14 protein-coding genes and 1 pseudogene are annotated in these 17,480 nt (G+C 68.8%); 4 read left to right on the top strand and 11 right to left on the bottom strand.

The features are described from left to right. Positions 1-265 precede the first annotated feature (265 nt). The 4 genes and pseudogenes from ABT130_RS36730 to ABT130_RS36715 form a co-directional block, all read right to left on the bottom strand. A complete protein-coding gene (locus ABT130_RS36730; RefSeq protein ID WP_350963520.1) occupies positions 266-1,543 on the bottom strand; it encodes an extracellular catalytic domain type 1 short-chain-length polyhydroxyalkanoate depolymerase in 1,278 nt (425 codons plus the stop codon). Between the two features lie 321 nt (positions 1,544-1,864). After that, positions 1,865-1,960 (bottom strand): annotated as a pseudogene (locus tag ABT130_RS36725) (SAM-dependent methyltransferase); the annotation flags it as partial. Between the two features lie 110 nt (positions 1,961-2,070). Beyond that, the gene (locus ABT130_RS36720; RefSeq protein WP_350963517.1) at positions 2,071-3,129 is read right to left on the bottom strand and encodes a 2-oxoacid:ferredoxin oxidoreductase subunit beta; all 1,059 of its coding nucleotides are present in this window, start codon (positions 3,127-3,129) and stop codon (positions 2,071-2,073) included. Continuing rightward, positions 3,122-4,969, bottom strand: a complete 1,848-nt coding sequence (locus ABT130_RS36715; protein WP_350963514.1) for a 2-oxoacid:acceptor oxidoreductase subunit alpha — start codon at positions 4,967-4,969, stop codon at positions 3,122-3,124. The genes ABT130_RS36720 and ABT130_RS36715 overlap by 8 nt, the downstream gene beginning before the upstream one ends. 356 nt (positions 4,970-5,325) lie before the next feature. Between ABT130_RS36715 and ABT130_RS36710 the strand changes: the two genes are divergently transcribed. The 4 genes from ABT130_RS36710 (at position 5,326) to ABT130_RS36695 (ending at position 9,377) form a co-directional block, all read left to right on the top strand. Continuing rightward, the gene (locus ABT130_RS36710) at positions 5,326-6,942 is read left to right on the top strand and encodes a thiamine pyrophosphate-binding protein (RefSeq protein ID WP_350963512.1); all 1,617 of its coding nucleotides are present in this window, start codon (positions 5,326-5,328) and stop codon (positions 6,940-6,942) included. A gap of 528 nt (positions 6,943-7,470) precedes the next feature. Beyond that, complete coding sequence (locus ABT130_RS36705; RefSeq protein WP_350963510.1) at positions 7,471-8,004, top strand: DoxX family protein; 534 nt, start codon at positions 7,471-7,473, stop codon at positions 8,002-8,004. Positions 8,005-8,369: 365 nt separating this feature from the next. After that, positions 8,370-8,654 carry a hypothetical protein gene (locus ABT130_RS36700; protein ID WP_350963507.1) on the top strand — a complete coding sequence of 95 codons (285 nt, stop codon included), beginning with the start codon at positions 8,370-8,372 and terminating at the stop codon, positions 8,652-8,654. A gap of 69 nt (positions 8,655-8,723) precedes the next feature. Then, complete coding sequence (locus ABT130_RS36695) at positions 8,724-9,377, top strand: SAM-dependent methyltransferase (RefSeq protein ID WP_350963504.1); 654 nt, start codon at positions 8,724-8,726, stop codon at positions 9,375-9,377. A gap of 343 nt (positions 9,378-9,720) precedes the next feature. On the opposite strand, the gene ABT130_RS36690 is transcribed toward ABT130_RS36695, so the two are convergent. The 7 genes from ABT130_RS36690 to ABT130_RS36660 form a co-directional block, all read right to left on the bottom strand. Beyond that, positions 9,721-10,662, bottom strand: coding sequence for a D-alanyl-D-alanine carboxypeptidase family protein (locus ABT130_RS36690; protein ID WP_350963502.1), 942 nt, complete (start codon positions 10,660-10,662; stop codon positions 9,721-9,723). Between the two features lie 285 nt (positions 10,663-10,947). Next, positions 10,948-12,180, bottom strand: a complete 1,233-nt coding sequence (locus ABT130_RS36685) for a sensor histidine kinase (protein ID WP_350963499.1) — start codon at positions 12,178-12,180, stop codon at positions 10,948-10,950. After that, on the bottom strand, positions 12,177-12,866 hold the full coding sequence (gene cseB, locus ABT130_RS36680; RefSeq protein WP_350930073.1) for a two-component system response regulator CseB: 690 nt from the start codon (positions 12,864-12,866) through the stop codon (positions 12,177-12,179). Before cseB ends, ABT130_RS36685 begins: the two co-directional genes overlap by 4 nt. 15 nt (positions 12,867-12,881) lie before the next feature. Beyond that, positions 12,882-14,057 carry an ABC transporter permease gene (locus tag ABT130_RS36675; RefSeq protein ID WP_350963496.1) on the bottom strand — a complete coding sequence of 392 codons (1,176 nt, stop codon included), beginning with the start codon at positions 14,055-14,057 and terminating at the stop codon, positions 12,882-12,884. Between the two features lie 2 nt (positions 14,058-14,059). Further along, positions 14,060-14,734 carry an ABC transporter ATP-binding protein gene (locus ABT130_RS36670; protein WP_350963494.1) on the bottom strand — a complete coding sequence of 225 codons (675 nt, stop codon included), beginning with the start codon at positions 14,732-14,734 and terminating at the stop codon, positions 14,060-14,062. Next, on the bottom strand, positions 14,727-16,448 hold the full coding sequence (locus ABT130_RS36665) for a peptidoglycan-binding protein (RefSeq protein ID WP_350963491.1): 1,722 nt from the start codon (positions 16,446-16,448) through the stop codon (positions 14,727-14,729). Before ABT130_RS36665 ends, ABT130_RS36670 begins: the two co-directional genes overlap by 8 nt. Then, positions 16,448-17,233, bottom strand: a complete 786-nt coding sequence (locus ABT130_RS36660) for a hypothetical protein (RefSeq protein ID WP_350963488.1) — start codon at positions 17,231-17,233, stop codon at positions 16,448-16,450. Before ABT130_RS36660 ends, ABT130_RS36665 begins: the two co-directional genes overlap by 1 nt. Positions 17,234-17,480: the final 247 nt, after the last annotated feature.

Genomic DNA, 17,480 nt, shown 5'->3' with positions numbered 1-17,480 from the left:
TTCAGATCTCGGCAACTCCCCGGCCCCAAGAGGAGAGCCCGTTGAGCACCGAGTTGGACGAGTACGAAGCGGCGCTCCAGGAAAGCCGCCCCACGGCTTTTCAGGCCGTGGAAGGACGTCACCTCTGTTCCTCCGCTGGGGCATCGACCGGAACGGGGATGTTCCGCGGCGCGCGGACGTCGCGGTGGGCCGTAGAACCTTGAGGGACCGCGACAACCGATCCGGTCCGTACGCGGAGCACTCGCCGACGGCGGTCCGTCGGATATCAGCTGGTGCAGTTCGCACCGTTGAGGGTGAACGACGCCGGCGTGCCGGTGTTGCCGGTGTGGCCGGCCTGGAAGCCGAACGAGGTCGAGCCGCCCGCCGGGATGGCCGCGTTGTAGCTCATGTTCCTCGCGGTCACGGCGCCGCTCGCGGGCGTGATCGTGGTGTTCCACGCCGAGGTGACGGTCTGGCCCGAAGGAAGCGTGAAGGCCAGGGTCCAGCCGTTGATCGCGGAGGTGCCGGTGTTGGTGACGGTCACCGAGGCAGTGAGGCCGGTGTTCCACGCGTTGGTGGTGTAGGCGACCCGGCAGGACGCGCCCGGGGTGGGAGTCGGGGTCGGCGTGGAGGTAGGGGTGGGGGTAGGCGTGGGGGTAGGCGTGGGGGTCGTGCCGTCCAGGCCGAAGAACGAGATGACCATCGCGGCCTGGCCGCCCAGCGGCAGGTTGTGCCCCACCCCCTGGAGGCTGATGGCCTCGACGGCGGAGCCGTACCGGGTGCGGGTCCAGGTCGGCTGGGGCTTGTCGGTGGAGGTGGGGGTCTGGGAGAGGCCGTGGACGTTGGTCCACTGCTTGATCTCCTCGGTGAAGTTCGGGTAGCGCAGCGTCGTGTCCTCGGTGCCGTGCCAGACCTGCATCCTCGGGCGCGCCCCCGTGTAGCCCGGATAGGCGCCGCGGACCAGGTCTCCCCACTGCTGCGGTGTCTTCGTCACCTGCCCGTTGGCGCAGGCACTGTTCCACGTCGAGCCGTCGGTCGTGGCGAAGCAGCCGAACGGCACGCCCATGAACGCCGCCCCGGCCTTGAACACATCGGGGTAGTCGCCCAGCAGGACGTTGGTCATCATGCCCCCGGAGGAGGCGCCCGTGACGAACACCCGGCCGGTGTCGGCGTTGTAGCGGGACGTCACGTAGTTGACCATCGACACGATGCCGACGGGGTCGCTGTTGCCGTTGCGGGTGAGGGCTCCGGGCGAGTAGACGTCGAAACAGGAGCCGCTGCGGGTGGCAGACGGGTAGATGACGATGAAGCCGTACCGATCGGCCAGTGACGCGAACTCGGTGCCGGAGTGGAACGCCGGCCCCGACCCGGTGCAGTAGTGCACGGCCACCAGGATCGCGGGACGCGCGGTGACGTTGTTCGGGACGTACAGGTGCATGCGGAGGTTGGTCGGGTTCGTGCCGAAGCCTGTCACCTCGACGAGCGAGGCGGCCCCGGCGGGCGGCGCCGCCATCAGGCCGACGGCGACGAGCAACGCCGCCACGATGCCCAGGAGTCGTTTCATCTGCTCTCCTCTTCTCGAAATATTCTGAGCATTACAGAAATATTTCGATCACCAAGCGCCGCAAAGACCGCACCTGGCTGACCTGGAAATGCGTAATCAACGAAATGAAAGTTTCGGAATAGCCTCGTATCGGATTGGCCGCCAAGAACGCGGCAGGGGTACCCCCTCTCGGGAGGCACCCCTGCCAACCGGTAAAAATCCGGTCTGAACGACAGAACACGCCGGCTGGTCAGCCCGGCTCGACCGCCTCGACCAAACGCCCTCGCAGCTCTTGAGATGGGTACCGGCGCTGCCCGGCGGGCAATCCACGTGAGGTGAGGATCAGGTGCGGCATGCGGCCCAGACGGTGCGTTCGGTGCGTACCGAGAGGTCGTCTCGGCGCAGGATGCCGTGGGGGCTGTCCGTATCGAGCAGCCGTCAGCACAATCCGCCGCCTGCCGACCGCAGTCATCGCAGAGTCAACGCTCACAGCAGCCCACATCACCTGACGGCCGGCCGAACGAAGGCCGATGCCGGGAGCCATTTGATCAGTTGATCTGCCATGTGTCGCCGGCGAGGAGCAGTTCACCGAGGTCGCCTCTGCCCTTGTCCGCGGTGGCCTGCTCCAGCTGCTCGTTCATCAGCTGGTCGTAGGACGGCCGGTCCACCGAACGGAAGATCCCGATCGGCACCTGCTGGAACGCCGGCTCGTCCAGCCTGGACAGCGCGAACGCCAACGACGGGTCCGGCCGGTGCGCGTCGTGGACGAGGATCTCGCTCTCGGCCACCTTCGAACGCGGGACGACCTCGACGCCGCCGTACGGCGACAGCCGCACCGCCTTGGCGTTCTCACCCGAGCCGAACACGATCGGCTGCCCGTGCTCCAACCGGATCGTGATCTCATCACGCGCCGCCGGGTCCTTCAACGCGTCGAAGGCGCCGTCGTTGAAGATGTTGCAGTTCTGGTAGATCTCCACCAGTGACGTGCCCCGATGCGCCCCCGCCTCCCGCAACACGCTCTGCAGGTGCTTGCGGTCGGAGTCGATCGTCCGCGCGACGAACCCCGCCTCGGCGCCGATCGCCAGCGAGATCGGGTTGAACGGCCTGTCCAGCGACCCCATCGGCGTCGACTTCGTGACCTTCCCGATCTCCGAGGTCGGGGAGTACTGGCCCTTGGTCAACCCGTAGATCCTGTTGTTGAACAGCAGGATGTTGAGGTTGACGTTACGGCGCAACGCGTGGATCAGGTGGTTGCCGCCGATCGACAGAGCGTCACCGTCACCGGTGATCACCCACACCGACAGATCCGGACGCGAGGCCGCGAGCCCGGTCGCGATCGCCGGAGCCCGCCCGTGGATCGAGTGGAACCCGTAGGTGTTCATGTAGTACGGGAACCGGGACGAGCAGCCGATCCCGGAGACGAACACGATGTTCTCCCGGCGCAGCCCCAGTTCGGGCATGAAGCTCTGCACGGCCGCGAGGATGGCGTAGTCACCGCAGCCGGGGCACCAGCGGACCTCCTGGTCGGACTTGAAATCCTTGAGGGCCTGCTTGCCCTCGCTCTTGGGCACCAGGGCCAGGCCCTTGCCGTTGAGGCTCTCAGTCACTGTCGATCACGTCCTGGATGACTCCGGCCAACTCCTCGGCCTTGAACGGAAGCCCGCGCACGCGGTTGTAGCTGATCACGTCGACCAGGAACCGCGCACGCAGCAGCAGCGCGAGCTGGCCGAGGTTGATCTCGGGAAGCAGCACCTTGTCGTAGGAGCGCAACACCTCACCGGTGTTGGCAGGCAGCGGGTTGAGGTGGCGCAGGTGGGCTTGGGCGACCTTGCCGCCGACCTTGCGCACCCGCCGCACCGCTGCCGCGATCGGTCCGAACGTCGACCCCCAGCCCAGCACCAGGGTCCTGGCGTCACCATCGGGGTCGTCGACCTCCAGAGCGGGAACATCGATGCCGTCGATCTTGGCCTGGCGCAGCCGCACCATCGTGTCGTGGTTGTCGGGGTCGTAGGAGATGTTTCCGGTGCCGTCGGCCTTCTCGATGCCGCCGATGCGGTGCTCCAGACCCGCCGTCCCCGGCACCGCCCACGGCCGGGCCAGCGTCTCGGGGTCGCGCTTGAACGACAGATAGGTGGTGCCGTCCTCCCCGTTGGGCGTGGTGGTGAACTCCACCGAGATGTCGGGCAGCTGCTCCACGTCCGGCACCTGCCACGGCTCGGAGCCGTTGGCCAGGTAGCCGTCCGACAGCAGCATCACCGGCGTGCGGTACTTCAGCGCGATCCGCGCGGCCTCGATCGCGGCGTCGAAGCAGTCCGACGGCGTGGCCGGGGCGATCACCGGCACCGGGGACTCGCCGTTACGGCCGAACAACGCCATCAGCAGGTCGGTCTGCTCGGTCTTGGTCGGCATACCGGTCGAGGGGCCGGCCCGCTGCACGTCCACCACGATCAGCGGCAGCTCGGTCATCACCGCAAGGCCGACGGTCTCGGCCTTGAGCGCGACACCCGGCCCGGAGGTGGTGGTCACGCCCAGCGCGCCGCCGAACGCTGCCCCCAGCGCGGCGCCGACCCCGGCGATCTCGTCTTCGGCCTGGAACGTGCGGATGCCGAACCGCTTGTGCCTGGACAGCTCGTGCAGGATGTCGGAGGCCGGGGTGATCGGGTAGGAGCCCAAGAACAGCGGCAGCCCCGACTGCACCGACGCGGCGATCAACCCGTAAGCAAGGGCCTGGTTGCCGGCGATGTTGCGGTACACGCCCGGAGCGAGCGTGGCCGGCTTGATCTCGTAGGAAACCGAGAACGACTCGGTGGTCTCGCCGTAGTTCCAGCCGGCCTGGAAGGCGGCGACGTTGGCCTTGGCGATGTCGGGCTTGGCGGCGAACTTCGCTTCCAGGAACTGGATCGTCGCCTCGGTCGGCCGGTGGTACAGCCATGACAGCAGGCCGAGGGCGAACATGTTCTTGGCCCGCTCGGCGTCCTTCTTGGAGATGCCGAAGCCCTCGAGGGCCTTGACGGTCAACGACGTCAGCGGCAGGGAGTGCACCCGCCACTCGGCGAGGGACTCGTCCTCCAGCGGGTTGGCGGCGTATCCGACCTTCTGCAGGTTACGGCCGGTGAACTCGTCGGTGTTGGCGATGATGTCGGCGCCACGCGGCAGGTCCGAGAGGTTCGCCTTCAGCGCGGCGGGGTTCATCGCGACGAGCACGTTGGGCGCGTCGCCGGGAGTGAGAATGTCGTGGTCGGCGAAGTGGAGCTGGAAGCTCGACACGCCGGGCAGAGTGCCCGCGGGTGCGCGGATCTCTGCCGGGAAGTTGGGCAGCGTTGACAGGTCGTTGCCGAATTTCGCCGTCTCCGCGGTGAATCGGTCGCCGGTCAGCTGCATGCCGTCGCCGGAGTCACCGGCGAACCGGATGATCACGCGGTCGAGTTGCTGAACCTGCTTGGTCACAGCTGCTCAGTCCTCCTCGACGGGCCCCGGTTCATACGCGCCGGACATGTCCTCGGAACCATGCCACATCCATTTCGGGCCGTTTCCTGCATAGTGCTGATCATTACTGCGAACCTTCCGCCGGATCCGGTCACGTCTTCGGACCACCTGCCTGCGGCAGTGTATGCAATCGTAGCGCCACTTTTTCAACACATGTGTTCAAAATTCTTGCTGGGGGCTAGAGTGGCTGTCGGGCCAGGTGCTCGATGGGTGGCCCGCGTCGCTCTCGCGGGAGTGCGACACATCGGGTGGTGCAGTCGGCCTCAGCTTGACCGACGGGCGCGTGCGCCCTTGACGATGGAGGAGGCTCCTTAGGGATGCGGGTTCACGAAGCGCTCGCGGCCGCCGTGGCGGCGAACGAGGTCGACACCCTGTTCGGATTGCTGGGCGACTCGAACCTATTCATGGTCAACGCCTTCGTCGAGCAGCAGCACGGCAGGTATGTCAGCGCTGTCCACGAGGCGGGGGCCGTCATGATGGCCCACGGGTACGCATGCCGCAGCGGGCGCCTCGGGGTCGCCACCGTCACCCAGGGCCCCGGCCTGACGAACACGGTCACCGCCCTCGTCGAAGCGGTCCGCAGTGCCACGCCGCTGGTCCTGATCTGCGGTGACACCAACCCAGGGAACACGGCGAACGTCCAGTCGCTGGCCCAGGCGCCGCTGGTGGCCGCCACCGGGGCGGACTACATGCTGGTCGAACGTCCGGAGGACGCCGCGGCCGCGTTCCACCGCGCAGCGCGCCGGGCCAGGGATGGGCGGCGCCCCGTGGTGCTCAACTGCCCGACCTCTTTCCAGTGGCACGAGGTGGGCGAGCCGCTGATCGCCGATGCCGGTCTCGTGTTGGGCGCGGTGCAGGAACCGGAGGAGTCCGCGCTGGACGCGGCCGTCGGTGTGCTCGCCGCATCCCGGCGGCCCCTCGTGCTCGCAGGGCGGGGGGTACTGGACAAGCCGGCGCGCGATGCCGTCCTCGATCTCGCCGAGCGGCTCGGGGCGCCGATCGCGACAACGCTGAAGGCTCGTGGGTTGTACACCGCCGAGGAAGGTTCGGTCGGGGTGTTCGGCACCCTGTCGACCGCGATCGGTGTGGAGACGATCAACGATGCGGACTGCGTCGTGGCGTTCGGCGCGGGCCTCAACACCTGGACCACCGCTGGGACTGAGCTGCTCGAAGGCAAGTCGGTGGTGCACGTGGACGACGACCCGTCGGCAATCGGTCGGCACGCCCCGGTGACTGCCGGCGTGCCGGGCGACGCCGCCGTGACGGCTCGGACGATTGTCGACTGGCTCGACACCGCCGAGATCCCGACGTCGTCCTACCGCGAGCTCGTCCGCCGGCGGCTCACCCCGGAGGCCTTGCGGTGGACCGAGACCTCGACCGACTCCTTCAGCCTGGCAGCCGTGCTCAGCGCGATCGACGCGGCGCTGCCCGCCGTGCGCACGATAGTGCAGGACGGGGGCCGGTTCTTGGGCGAGAGCTTCCGCTATCTCGGGACGCACGAGCCGGCCGCGCACGTGCTGTCGACGTCATTCGGCGCGGTCGGCCTGGGAATGGGGGCAGCGATCGGCGCTGCGTGCGCGGCCCCTGACGAACCGACGGTGCTCATCACCGGCGACGGTGGGTTCATGATGAGTGGCCTGGCCGAGCTGCAGTCCGCCGTGCGGCACGGCATTCCCCTCACCGTTGTCGTCTGCAACGACGGCAGCTACGGGGCGGAGTACGACCAGTTCATCAATCGCGGTATCGATCCGGGGCTGTCGTTGTTCGAATGGCCGCAGTTCGCCGACCTCGCCGGGCCACTCGGTTGCAAGGGCTTGACCGTGTCGACGATGGCCGACCTCGCTCCCGCGCTGGCCGCGATGCGGGACAGCGACCGCCCCGTCGTCATCGACGTCAAGATCGCGCCGGATGCGATCCCCGAGGTGCCCCATTAACCCGTGACGCAGCCGTCCAGTGGACGCCGGCCAGGGGTCGCTGCGCGAGCGCCCTCCGGGACTTCCGACTCGAACTGCCGACCCGCACCTGCAACGCCGGCTACCCCAGGAAGGGCGCCCTCCATACCTTCGACCACCGAACCGCCGCCGCAGACGATCGTCCCCATCCAGCGGTCGTCCGCGCGGCGGTCGTTGGCGTACCGGACGAGCGCCTGGGTCCAGCTCGAAGAAGGCGCGGTCGACTGCGACGAGGAAGGGCTGCCGGCACACGTCGGCGGCCGGCCCGGTTCAAGCTGCCCCGCCGGATCACAGCCGTGGCGAAGCCGCCGACGACGCCTAGCGGCAAGGTGCAGAAGTTCCGGCTGCTCTCCGAGCACGGTGCGGCCGAGAGCGTCGTCGGCAGTGACAAGTCGTGACCGCCGCGCCACCGGACGTGGGACCGGGAACGCGGCGGTTCCCGAGTCATGGAACTCGCCCGTCGAACCGCTGCGTGCTTCGTTCAACGGATCCGATTAAGGAGATCTGCCAATGGATCGAATAGATGTCGCGTTGTTGCTGCTGCGAGTGGTTCTCGGCGGCGTCATGGTCGTACACGGGCTCAACCACGCCTTCGGCGGCGGACGCCTGCCCGGCGCTGCACGCTGGTTCGAGAGCTTGGGCCTGCGGCACGGGATGGTCCAGGCCGCGATGAGCGCGATCGTGGAGGTCGTCGCTGGAGCCGGCCTGATCCTCGGGTTCCTCACGCCGCTCTCGTCCGCCGCGGTCATCTCCGTCATGCTGGTCGCCGCCGTCGTCGCGCACCGGCGCAACGGCTTCTTCGTCTTCAAGGACGGCTACGAGTACGTGCTGGTCCTGGCCGTCGTGGCCGCCGTGGTGGCGATCGCGGGGCCCGGAGCGGCGTCGATCGACGCGGCGCTGGGCATCGTGGTCGCGGGTGGGTGGGGTGCCCTCGTCGCGATCGGCGTCGGCGTCGTCGCTGTTGCGGGCCTCCTCGCGGCGACGTACCGGCCCCGTTCCGAGGCCCACGCGGAGCCGTCGGACACCGCGCGCGAGAGCGCGTGACCAGTGCTCCGATGAGCCGTCATCGGCTCATCGGAGCGATCGCCGAACACGCAATCGGCCACCTGCATCAACGTGTACGTCGAAGGAGCGTTCTCGACGTTACGGTTCCTGTGTGTGCATCCGCGCCGAAGGCGGTGGCCGCTCGGCGCTACGGCGCTTCGTGTTCCGGCCCCGCCTTCGCCTTGGCGAACTCGCGTCTGACGCCGATCGTGTTGCTCTGCTCCGTCGACATTAAGGCCGCCGGCGGCCTGTCCCCGGTCGTCTCCCTGTCCTCCCGGGGGTGCGAGACCACGTGACGGCCTTGGCTTTTGCTATTCCGGCACCTTTTTGTGACGTTCCTCTTGGAGCGAGTGCACCATCACGGCATGAGTACACATGACGTTGTGATCATCGGTGGCGGCCCGGCAGGTCTGGGCGCGGCCGTAGCCGATCGCTGGGGCCGGGACGTACTGCACTGCGCGTACTGCCACGCCTGGGAAGTGCGCGACAAGGCTGTCGGTCTCATCGGCGGTGGCGCGGCCTCGCTCCACCAAGCGCAGCTGTGGCGGCAGTGGACCGATCGGGTCACGCTGTTCACCAACCCTCCCGAACTGGAGCGGCAAGTCACCGAGCGCGTGCTCGGCGCACGCAGGCACGGCCTGACGCCTTAAGAGGATCGTGAACGCAAATCTCAACGAGCCCCACGATGCGATCCGACGCACGGGAAGGAAAGCGCCCCGATGACTGAGCCTCACCACCAGCTCACCGAAGACGAGGCGGCCGCTATGTTCGAGCCGTCGGGCTGGGACGAGAGGTACGCAGGCCAAGAGAAGTTCTGGAGCGGAAGTCCTAATCCGCAGCTCGTCGCCGAGGCGGCCGGACTGACCCCCGGTACCGCGCTCGACGTCGGCTGCGGTGAGGGCGGCGATGTGATCTGGCTGGCTCGCCAGGGCTGGACGGTCACCGGCGCGGATTTCTCCGTCAACGGCCTGGCACGCGCCACCCGGCACGCCGAGCAAGCCGGAATCGCCGATCAGGTTGACTGGTGGCGGGTCGACGCACGGACCATCGCGGTGGCCGGGCGGTCATACGATCTGGTGACCAGCCACTATCTGCACGCGCCGGACGGCGGGATGATGGACGTGACCCGCCGGCTGGCCGACGCCGTCGCGCCCGGCGGATATCTCCTCGTCGTCGGCCACGCACCCTCCGTGGAGCTCACACACTTGACCGCGAGCCAGCGCAGGGCCATGTTTCTTGCCGAAGAGTTGCTGCCCGGCCTACCGAAAGACTTCGAGGCCCTCGTGGTCGAGCAGCGGCCACGGAAGATGACCCGCGACGGAACGTCTATCAACGCTCACGACTCCACGCTGCTTGCTCGCCGTCGGCTTTAGCTGAAGCGTTTTGCAGAAGACCGCCGGAAGGCGTACTGAGCTGGGTTGTTAGCGGGTTGGGGCCATGCGGCGAGGGCTATGGGTCGTGCATCCGGGCGACGGCTTGGACGGCGTGAGGTAGGCCCTCGCCGCGAAGCGGCCTCCGGGGAGGATGAGTGCAGAAATTAGGCTAAGCAACAGTTCTTGAGTTGAGTTCGCTGGATCGATCGCGGCTGACGGACCTCTCGACGGCCCACTGGCGCGGCGGCCGTGGTTTGCCTACTTGTGTCTTACGTGACTTAACGACCTTCAAACGGCTGACCAGCTAGTTCGCTTGACTACCCCGGATAACTGCCGGGACGGGTCACCGGTGAGCGGGGCCGATCGCTTCGGCAGGGCGAGGAGTGGTGGGGCGGGGCTCTGGCAGGAGTGCCGCCGGCCGCTTGAGCAGCCACCGTTCGACCGCCGCGCTCATCTTCCCGCCCGCCTCTAGCGCCGCCGCCTTGGCGGCGACCGGGTTGGTGTTCGCCACCTGGCCGAGGATCACCCCGAGCACCAGGCGGCCTCGTACGCGGGAGGCCCACATCAGGTTGCCGCCCGCGACGGTGCCGGAGCCGGTCTTGATGCCGATGACGCCGTGCTTGTTCAGCAGCGTGTTGGTGTTGGGCAGCCTTCTCCCGTCGCCGGGCACGGCCGTGTCAGCCTGTGCCACCACCTCACGGAAGACCGGGTCGCGCATGGCCTCCTTGGCCAGCTTGAGCTGGTCGGCCGCGGTGCTGACGGTGCTGTCCTCGTTGCCGCTGGCGCCCGTGTACGTGGTGGCGGCCATGCCCAGGCGGTGGGCGGTGGCGTTCATCCGCTCGACGAAGCGCTCCTGGGAACCGGAGTCCCAGCGGGCCAGGAGGCGGGCCACGTTGTTGCCCGAGGGCACCATCATCAGCTCCAGCAGACGGCGCAGCCGTAGCCGCTCGCCCTCCCTGACCGGGGCGGTGGACTCCTGCGGTGCGTAGGACTCGTCGGCGGCCGTACGGTCCACGGTGATAGGCGGGCCGTCGTCGCCGAGCCGGAGCGGATGGCGGCGCAGGATCACGTAGGCGGTCATGACCTTGGTCACGCTGGCGATGGGCAGCGGATCAGGGCCGCCGCTGGCGCCCAGGCTGCCCACGCCCTCCACCTCGACCGCCGCCTGGCCCTCGGCCGGCCACGGCAGGGGCACGTCGGACACGGTTGCCCCGGAGACGGACGGTACGGTTCCGCAGCCGGACAGGGCGCTCGCCAGCAGGAGGAGCACGAAGGAACGTCGCATGCCGAACACGGTGGGCCACCCACGTGTCCGTCCGGCCGTGGCCGTGTCTCCGTACGGGCTTGACCGTGTATCAACCGTGCATCGGGCCGGCCATCTGGTGGGGTGGCGACGGCGCCGCCGTCGGGGGCGGTGGTGCAGCGACCTGATCCGGGCCACCAGCACTGGGGTGTCGACCGGTTTGACCACTTAGTCGTCGCCACCGGCCACCACATCCAGCGAGTCGCCGCGTGCCGACATCATCAGGATCGGCCACCTTGAGTGGGTCTCTGCGATCCGCTGGGCACCTCAGTCGGGCAAGGTGATGGTGACGCTCGCACCACCGTTGACCGGGTTGGCGAACTGGAGGCTTGCCCCGATGATGCGGGCGTGGCCGAGCACGATGGTCAGGCCGAGCCCGTGCCCGCGGCCGCGCTCGGTCCGTCCGGTGTGGAAGCGCTGCGCCTGTCCCTTGTTCAGGTTCGCAAGCAGGTCAGGTGGGAAACCTGGCCCATGATCGCGGATGACGATCTGGCGGGAGCGCACGGTGATCATTACCGGGGCGGCGCCGTGCGTGCGGGCGTTGAGGAGCAGGTTGGCGACGATGCGCTCCAGGCGGCGCGCATCGGTGACGGCTGTCGTGTCGCCCTGGTCGCCGACGATATGCAGGTCGGCGGGCACGTCGACACGGTGCAGCGACTCGCGTACCAGGTCGGCCAGCGGCACCGACTGCCGATCCGGTTGTTCGCCGGTGGCGTCCAGGTGGGAGATTTCCAGCAGATCGTCGACCAGGCCGCGCAGCACGCCGATTCGGTCGCGGACCATGTCGGTGGCCTGCCCGTCGGGCAGCAACTGGCTGGCGGTCAGCAGCCCCATCAGTGGGGTACGCAGATCGTGCGCGACGTCGGCCGTGAAGCGCTGCTCGGCCAGCAGCCGCCGCTGCAGGCTGGCGGCCATGGAGTTGAGCCCGGCGCCGATCTCGGCGATCTCGTCCCGGCCGCCCGCATCGGTGCGAGCGGCCAGGTTGCCGTCGGCGATCTCGCGGGCGGTGCGGGCCATGCGCCGAAGCCGCCGGTTGGGGAGCTCGGCCGCCAGCACCGACAGCGGTACCACCCCCGACAGGGCGAGCAGTGCGGATTTGGCCATGTTGCGGTCCAGCGCGTACAGGCTGCGCAGCTCCGAGCCCATCGAGATCTGTACGCTCACCGCCTGGCGGCCGTCGCTGCCATACGGTTGGGCGGCCCACATCCACGGCTCGTCCCGGTGATCGAGCCCGTACCAGATCACCGGCCGGCCAGGACGCAGCTGGGCAGCCAGAGCGTCAGGGAGCTCCTCGACGGTCACCACGTCGTCGGGCGTGCCGCCGGGCCGGTCAGCGGGGGCCAGTGACTTGTCGAGGGCCATCTGGGCTTGGACCTCGCCGATGTCCAGGGCACGCTGCCAGGTCGCCTGGTGCACCAGCAGCCCGACCATGGCGGCGACGACGGTGGAGGCGAGCGTGACGAGGGCGGCGATCTTCCATCGCAGCGAAGCCGGATTCATGTGGCGCTCAATTTGTAGCCGAACCCGCGGACCGTCTCGACGCGCTCGGCGCCGATCTTCTTGCGCAGGCGCTGTACGCACAGGTCGACCACGCGGCTGTCGCCGTCCCATCCGTAGTCCCACACGGTGCGCAGCAGCGTCGCCCGTTCCAGCACGATGCCGGGATGGGCGGCGAACTCCAGCAGCAGCCGCAGCTCGGTCGGGCTCAGCTCGACGCGTCGCCCGGCCCGCCGTACCTCCAGCGAACCGGTGTCGATGCTCAGCTCGCCGAAGGTGAGCACCGCGCTCGCGGCGGCCTGCCCGGTCGTGGGCTGGGGCTGAGCGATGGTGGCCCGGCGCAGCAGCGAGCGGATCCTGGCCACCAGCACCGGCAGGTCGACCGGTTTGACCACATAGTCGTCGGCGCCGCCCTCCAGCCCGGCGACGATGTCCAGGCCGTCGCCGCGGGCCGACATCATGAGGATCGGCACCTGACTGGTTTCCCGGATCCTGCGGCACAAGCTGATGCCGTCCAGGCTGGGCAGCATCACATCCAGCAGCAGGAGGTCGTGGCCGCCTGTCTGGGCCGCCTCCAGGCCGCTCAGCCCGTCAGCGGCGGTGGTCATTCGATAGCCGTAGCGCTCCAGGGCCAGGCTGACCGACGCGCGGATCACCGCGTCGTCTTCGACGAGCAGCAGGGATGTCATGAAAATGCACCATATCTACCGAAGTGCGTTGACCGGTTCCATGCGAGCGGCACGCAGGGCCGGGTACAGACCCGCGAGCAGCCCGACGACGGCACCGGCGGCAGGCGCCATGACGGCCAGCCGTACGTCCAGGACCGGAGTCCACTGCTTGGCAGCGCAGACCGCGACGATCACGACGATCCCTCCGGAAGCGCCGATGATGCCGCCGGTCAGCCCGGTGAGGGTGGACTCCAGCAGGAACTGCGCGGCGATGTGGCGGCGGGCGGCGCCGAGGGCGCGGCGCAGGCCGATCTCGGCGATGCGCTCCATCACGGTCACCAGGGTGACGTTGGCGATGCCGACCGCGCCGACGACCAGGGAGACCAGCCCGAGGATCAGGAAGAGGGCGTTGACGTCGCCTTCCACCGCATCGCGGGCTCTGGTGGGGCTGGGCGGCGAGATGACCTGGAGGAGGGCCTCGTTGCCGGGGCTGAGCGCGGCCGGCGCCTGCTTGGCGATCAGTTCGGCGGCGCCGAGGCCGGTGTTGACCAGGACCCGGGTCACGGTGTTCAGGCCGTAGCGCTTGCCGACGGCCGGGGGCAACAGGACTGCGCTCGCAAGGCTCTTTTCGCGTTTCAGGTCGCCGAGCACGCCGATGACGGTGTACGCCTGGGTGCCGATGAAGACGGCCGGGGCCCGTGTCAGCCGGGTGATGCCCAGCAGCTTGGCTGCGTGCTGGCCCAGCACGACGACCTTGTCCCCGCGGGCGATGTGCCCGGCGTCGAAGTAGCGGCCCTCGATCATTCTGCCTTTGACCGCGGCGGGCAGGCCGGGGCTGCTGGAGAGCACGGTCAGAGTCTGGTCGGTGACCCGGGTCGGGTCCACGATGTCGTTGGAGCGGACGCTGAGATTGGCGCTCTGTTCCGACTCGGCGAGCGCGGCGGCGCAGACCACCCCGCGCAGCCGGGTCACCCGGCTGACGTCGGCCCAATCGACCAGGGGGAAGGGGTTCTCCGGGACTTCGATCGTGACGGAGGTGGCGGTCAGCTCGTCGAAGCGGCCGACGATCTGGTTGCCCGCCGTCGCGGCGACGCCCAGAGTGACCACGAGCGTGGTGATGCCCAGCACGGTGCCCAGGGTGGTCAGCGCCGAGCGCACCGGGCGGGCCAGCAGGCCCGCCATGGCCTCGTTCAGCAGGTCGCGCGGGTGCACATCTACTCCTCCGTGAGGACGCCGTCAGTGATACGCACCCGGCGCCCGGCCCGGTCGCTCACGTCGTTCTCGTGAGTGATGACCACGATGGTCATCCCCTGGGCGCGCAGTTCGTCGAACAGGTCGAGCACGGCGTCGGTGTTCTTGCTGTCGAGGTTGCCGGTGGGTTCGTCGCACAGCAGCAGCGACGGTTCGCCCATGAGGGCGCGGGCGATGGCGGCGCGCTGCCGCTCGCCGCCGGACAGCCTGCCGGGCAGGAAGTCCACCCGGTGCGACAGCCGTACCCGCTCCAGAGCGCGCATCGCGCGTTCCCGCCGCCCCCCGCGCCGTGTTGCGCCGTAGACCTCGGCGAGCATGACGTTCTCCAGCACGCTGCGGTGCGGCAACAGGTGGAAGGACTGGAAGACGAAGCCGATACGGCTGCCGCGGATGGTGGTCCGCACGCTGTCCTTCAGTGAGATGGTCTCGATGCCGTCGAGCCGGTAGCTGCCGCTGGTCGGCCGGTCGAGCAGGCCGAGTGTGTTGAGCAGGGTGGACTTCCCTGATCCGGAAGGGCCGACGATGGCCACGTAGTCCGATTTTTCAACTCTTAGGTTGACGGCGGAGAGCGCCCGGACGGGAGGATCGGTGGGGAACTCCTTGGTCAGGTCGTGGAGCAGGATGACCGGTTCAGGCACTGTTGATCACCACCATGTCGCCCGGCTTGAGGTCGCCGGCCACCTCCACGGCTCCGTCGGCGGACAGGCCGGTGCGTACCTCGACCTCCTTGGTCTGGTCGGGCGCGGTCTCCACCTGCACCCGGGCCTTGCCGTCCGCGGCGGTGACGACTGCCGCGGCGGGGACCACGAGCACCTCCTGGTCGGTGGCTCCGATGGTGACGCGAACCGTGACGGGCGCGCCGGCGAGCTTCTTGAGGCCCCTCATCGAGGCAGGAGTGATCATCACCGGCACGGCGCCCTTCGCGTCACGTCCGCCGAGGGAGGTCACCGTGCCGGGGACGGTCTTGCCGGCCTCGGTTTCGATGCTCGCGTTCAGACCTGTCTTCAGCCGCTCGGCCTCAGCCACGTCCACCGAGCCTGAGACCACGAAGGTGGAGCTGGTCACCGTGGCGATCGACTTGTCCACCGGCTCGCCCGCCTTGACGGTCGACTTGTGCAGGCGGGCGGGCAGCTTGGGCAGGAAGACGACCTCTCCCGGCGGGACGGTGGTGCCGTAGGTCCGGGAGAACTCGGCCAGCAGCGCTCGGGCCGCAGCCAGGTCACTCTGGGCGTTGGCCACCTTCAGCTTGGCGGGCGAGAGCTGCCTGGCCTGCCTGAGCACCTGCTCGGCGGTGACGACGACCTCGCGCGCTACCCGGACGTTCTTCGTCAGCTCGGTCAGCCGCTTGGCCCGCGCGGTCCCGGCCTCCTCCAGTACGCGCTCCAGCGCCGACCTGGCGGCGGCCAGATCCGCTCTGGCGTTGGCGACCCGGAGTTCGAGCAGGCGGGTGTCGGCAGGCGGCCCGGCCGTGGCATCGGCAGTGGGGCCTGCGGTGGGGCTGGAGCTGAGGCTGGGCGCGGGGGTGGGCGTCACGGTGGCCTGGGCGAGCTCCTGCTGGGCCGCCAGCAGCTTCTCCCCGGCCGCCCGTACGGCGCTCTCGGCGGCCTCGACCTTGGCCTCGTCCTCGGTGGTGTGCTCCTGTGCCCGCGTGCTCTTCAGCGCCTGTTCGGCCTCCTTCAGATCCTGCCGGGCGTTGGCGAGCCTGACTTTCAGCGGGAGCACATCCTTGCCCTGGTCAAGGGCCTTACGCTCGGTCGCGAACACTTCCTGCGCGACCCGTACGGCCCGGCGCAGGTCGTCGCGCCTCTGCCGCAGTTCCAAGGTGGGTTGCTGCGCCTCATAGCCCCGCTTGGCGTAGAAGCGCGACACCGCGGTGATGGTCGCCTGGTCGAACACGCCGGTCGCGGGCGCGCGGTAGCCGAGCCTGCGCAGCGCCTTCTGCAACTGCTTGACATCGGCCCCCTTGGCGCCGGAGACGATGCTGCGGTGCATCGGCACCGTGCCGGAGAAGACGAACACCGGGCGCCCGTTCACCTCCATCAGCACCGCGCCCTCCGCGAGGGTGCCCCGCCGGGGAGCGCGGGTAGCGCGCTGAGCGGTTTCGCTGCCGCCCACCACTCCGGCCAGCGACACCGGATACGGCGAGCCGTACTCCAGCGCGCCGCTGACCACTACGGTGGCGACCAGCTTGCGCCGCTCGACCGCGACGGTGACCAGCGACGGTTTGGGCGGCTTGCGCGCCGCCGCCTCGTCGGCCGGGGAACGCAGCAGAGTGCCCACTCCCCAGCCGGTCCCCGCGACCACCAAGACCACGGCCAGCACGAGCAGCAGCTTGCCACGAGGGGTACGCATCACCGCTCTTGGAACCCGTACTTCGCCCTGGCCTCGTTGGTGAGCCGCTTTTGCAGGGGGACGAAGGCGGCGTAGAAGTCCTTGCCGCACTCCAGGTCGACCAGCGCCGACGTGATCTCCTTGGCGAGATACGGCCTGGCCGCCTCCGCCGTGACCTTGCCCGCCTTGCCGAGCTGGTCGGCCTGCTCGCTCCACACCTCCCAGCCGCGAACACTCAGCGCGAGCGGCTTCGCGGAGGTCACCCGCTCGCCTTTGGACTTCAGGCACTCGGCGAAGGGCGCGGCGAGCTCCAGGAGCTTGGGGTCGCCGTCGAGTTCCTTGTCGATGTTCTCGATCTCCGTGCTCATCTGGTCCTGATAGTCGGCGACCGAGGTGACTTTCAGGCCGTCCACCTGCTGGAGGGCGTTGACCCGGCACTCGTTCATGGTCTTGAGGTAGGCGTCCCGCTTGGCGCCGGAGAGGCCGTCGATCGTCGCCTTGTTGGGGTCCGGCGCCTGTGTTTCCGGCGGCTTCGGATAGATGACGGCGGAGAAGACGCCGAAGCCGTTCTTGCTGCGGTCCGCCTTCATCGCCGCGTAGTCAGCGGGGTTCGCATCGGACTGCTTGGGCCGGCTGACCGAGGGGGTGTAGGAGAAACCCTTCTGCTTCATGCAGGTGGCGATGACAGTCTCCCGCTCGCGGACCTTGTCCATCGTGGCACCGCCGCTGTCTGCCGCGGGGGTTGAGGCTCCCCCGCAGCCGGTCAGCACCGTTAGACCGAGCAGACCGCACATCAACACACGCATCAAGGACTCCTTCTCGGTGGGATCACGCCGTCCTTCACGACGCCGTGGCCACTTTGGAGCCCTTTTCCGTCCGCTCTGTATCGACCGGGTATCCGCGGCTGCTCGGCCATGTATCCGCCGTGTATCAACGCCGCGGGCCGCCTCGCGGCCTGCATCCTTGAACGGCGACTCGGCACCGCCGCGCAGTGGTCCGCGGCGGAAGGCGACCATTACACGCTCATGACATTCCAGTCATGGCCCGCGGGCA

This window comes from Streptosporangium sp. NPDC001681, assembly GCF_040298085.1.
Lineage (GTDB): Bacteria > Actinomycetota > Actinomycetes > Streptosporangiales > Streptosporangiaceae > Streptosporangium.
Note: the sequence above shows the minus strand (reverse complement) of the source record. Positions and strands in the feature narration are given on the sequence as shown.